Source organism: Succinivibrio sp. (assembly GCF_045124615.1).
GTDB classification, from domain to species: domain Bacteria; phylum Pseudomonadota; class Gammaproteobacteria; order Enterobacterales; family Succinivibrionaceae; genus Succinivibrio; species Succinivibrio faecicola.
This window is the reverse complement of the sequence record NZ_JBGVMC010000392.1, coordinates 1-3327: the sequence shown is the minus strand read 5'-3', so window position 1 is coordinate 3327 and position 3327 is coordinate 1. Positions and strand designations below refer to the sequence as shown.

The window sequence follows — 3327 nt, the reverse complement described above, 5'->3', positions numbered from 1 at the left end:
GTCGGTAGAGCAGGGGATTGAAAATCCCCGTGTCGGCGGTTCGATTCCGTCTCTGGGCACCATTTCAGAACGCTTCAAAAAAAATCCTGCTAACTGACACAAAACTCTAAAATTTTTATAGGTTGATTATTGTTTTCGTGATAAGCTATTAAACGATAATAATAATAACTTTTTATGAGTGTTTCATCGTGGAATCATTTAATAATAATTTTTCATCAGAGAAGCGTCCTTTCAGAGCTGCTCCTCACAGGCCTTTTTCTAAAATGAATTCAAAAGGCAAAAGACCATTCAATCGTGGTCATGACAAACAGAAGGGATTTGTAACTGCATTTGTTCAGGGAAAAGGCCAGAATGCTGCTTTGCAGTATCTTGCTGATAATAAAATGCCAGTAAGTATTTTCCTGACAGCAGGCGTAAAGTTTGAAGGTGTTATTTCATCTCATGATGCGTTTACTATCAGTATTACTGATTCTAACGGCATAGAACAGATGATATACAAGGACAAGATTTCTACTATTTCAATAAAGAAATCAGAATCTCATTCAGAAAACCATCCTCATCATGGTTTTAGAAGATCTTCTGAAAATTCTCATTATTCTGAAAGAACATCTGAATCTCTGTAGAAAAGAAAGCCTGCAATGCAGGCTTTTCTTATCTGTCAATTTCGTAGTAGTTTTTGATTCTGTCCTGTGATACTTCAACACAATCAAAACCACCGTTAATAGCTGCAAGTATGCCAAGCTGACCATCTTCAAAAACAACACATTCATCATTTTTTAGACCTAGTTTCTTTGCTGCTAGCAAGAATGTATCAGGATGTGGCTTGTGGTTTTCAACTAGCTCTGATGTAACTAATGCATCAACATAGCACATCAGATTTTTTAAGATAAGTATTTTAAGAGCATTAGGCTCTCTTGTACCTGTACCTATTGCTATCTTGCATCCTCTTTTCTTTGCATCAATAAGGATATTCTGAATTGATTTGAAATCTTCTAGCTCTTCAATATGCTCAGTGAAGATCTGAATTTTTCTTGCAACAAAGCTTTTAGGATCATCAATTGGATTTCCCATATTCTTTAGGTGAAGAGCAATATCAAGGCTTGAAGCTCCGCCCATGTCAAATATTAGTTGTTCGTCAATATCAAATCCGTATTCATTGCTAGTCTGTCTCCATGCTTTAGCATGGTAGGGCATTGAATTAATCAGTGTTCCATCAAGATCGAATATAAAACCTTTGTATTTTGATAAAGCACTTATCTGCATATGAGACTCCGTATTAATAGACAGGATAAAGTATACCAAATGAAATCTGCTCAATCTTTGGCAATCTTATTCTTTTTGTGTATGGCTTTTTAAAAATGAATTTGATTGATGTGTGTGCAATGTTGAATCTGACTGTAAATCGGATAAAATAGGAAAACGAGAATATACGAATAAAGACTATGAGTGAAAGCAAACTCATAACTTTAAAAGATAGAAGAGATAAAAATTTTTATCTTCTGATCATGTAAATTCAATCAGCAGCTACAGCCTGTCTTCTATAATGAAGAGAGCTGTATTTTAAGCGGAAAATTAGTAACTATACAATGGATATTAAAAAACTATCCTGTCATACTGTTGTAATCGGTGCAGGAACTGCTGGCATTGAAGCCTATAAGCATGCTACCTCTGGTGGAAAATCATGTATTATTGTCGATACAGGCCCTTTAGGTACTACAGCACAGCGTTCAGGTGAGCTACCGATATCTCTTCTGATGTCTGCTGGTAAAGCAATGCATGCCTATGATGACCTGTCTAAATGCGGAGTTACTTTTTCTTCAAAACTTGCCTATGATACTTCAAATGTGCTTAGTTCCCTTAGAGCTGTAAGAGCTCGTGCTACAGCAGAAGTTCTGGCTTTTATGTACAGAATTCCTGAGAATAAACGTATAAGAGGCCAGGCCTCGTTTGTAGATGATCATACTCTTAGTGTAGATAATTCAATTCTAATTACTTTTGAAACTGCTGTTATTTCAACAGGTTCATCACCACTTGTAACATATGAACAGTCAAGACTAAAGAATATTCTTACAACTAATGAATTTTTTGAACTTGATAATCTACCAAGTTCAGTTGCAATTTTTGGAAGTTCTAAAGTCGGATTGGAATTAGGTCAGGCATTATCCTATCTGGGGGTAGATGTTGTAGTATTCGGTCAGAGAAAACTGTGGTTTTTAACTGATGATGCCGTACTTACTACTGCACATCAGATGCTTTCATCAAGATTTAATCTGTATGTTGATACATATATCACTTCAATGGAAAATGATGAAGATGGATATGTTATCTACTATATTGACGGCAGAAGCTATGAAAACTATCTTCATATGGATTCTGTCGTAGCTGCAACTGACAGAATTCCAAATGTTTCTGGTATGAATCTGCAGAAGATTGGTGTGAAGATGGATTTTACTGGCTGCATTAAATGTGATCCAAAAACTCTTCAGACATCAGTACCAAATATTTTTGCTGCAGGCGACGTATGCCATGATCATCATCTATCTTCTGTTGCAATTGCAGAAGGTAAGCAGGCAGGCCTAAATGCTTCTACTTATCCAAATTTAACTGAAAAGAAAGAACCCGTTAGACTTGAAATAGTTCATACAGATCCTGTTCTTGCAATTGTCGGAAATACTCTTGATCAAATGAGAGAGTATGCAAAAAAGACAGGTGATCTGTTTATTACAACAGAAAGCCGACTTTCTCAGGGACATTTTAGAGGTCTAAGAGAGGATGGTGGCATTTTAAGTATTTATACATCTATAAAGACACATAAAATACTTGGTGCTGAGATTTGTGCATATAAAGGTGATAAGATAGCGCAGTTTTTAGCATTGGCTATGGAAAATTCCATGACAGTTGAAATGCTCGCATCCTATGAATATTTCCATTTATCCGCCGAAAGCGCAATAGGTGAAGCTGCAAGAGAAGCAGTAGAAAAACTTAATATAAAGAAATTGAGAAAAAAACAACAGATATGAACAGACAGATAGTGTTAGCATCTTCAAATCAGGGCAAAGCCCGCGAATTTAAGGCTATGTTAGAGCCTCTTGGATACAATGTGGTTTTGCAAAAAGAATTTAATGTACCTGAGGCTAAAGAGGATGGTTTAAGTTTTATTGAAAATGCAATTATCAAAGCAAGAAATGCTGCTAAATACTCAAATCAGTGGGCTCTTGCTGATGATTCTGGTATCTGTGTAGATGCACTAAACGGTGCTCCTGGTATATATTCAGCAAGATACTCAGGTGTCCACGGAGATGAAAAGGGCTGTAATAAGAAGCTTCT

At 36.2% G+C, this 3327-nt stretch carries 4 protein-coding genes; 3 read left to right on the top strand and 1 reads right to left on the bottom strand.

The window, feature by feature from the left end:
• Positions 1-188 precede the first annotated feature (188 nt).
• Positions 189-623 carry an RNA chaperone Hfq gene (locus tag ACJML3_RS10485; RefSeq protein WP_406023038.1) on the top strand — a complete coding sequence of 145 codons (435 nt, stop codon included), beginning with the start codon at positions 189-191 and terminating at the stop codon, positions 621-623.
• A 28-nt stretch (positions 624-651) separates the two neighbouring features.
• Here ACJML3_RS10485 and ACJML3_RS10480 read toward each other — a convergent pair whose 3' ends face one another.
• Positions 652-1263, bottom strand: coding sequence for an HAD family hydrolase (locus ACJML3_RS10480; RefSeq protein ID WP_406023036.1), 612 nt, complete (start codon positions 1261-1263; stop codon positions 652-654).
• A 323-nt stretch (positions 1264-1586) separates the two neighbouring features.
• Between ACJML3_RS10480 and ACJML3_RS10475 the strand changes: the two genes are divergently transcribed.
• Together ACJML3_RS10475 and ACJML3_RS10470 are read left to right on the top strand one after the other, a co-directional pair.
• Positions 1587-3020: an FAD-dependent oxidoreductase gene (locus tag ACJML3_RS10475; protein ID WP_406023034.1), complete on the top strand. Its 1434-nt coding sequence runs from the start codon at positions 1587-1589 to the stop codon at positions 3018-3020.
• Positions 3017-3327: non-canonical purine NTP pyrophosphatase (locus tag ACJML3_RS10470; protein ID WP_406023032.1), on the top strand; the 311-nt coding region annotated here is incomplete at its 3' end. The genes ACJML3_RS10475 and ACJML3_RS10470, both read left to right, overlap by 4 nt.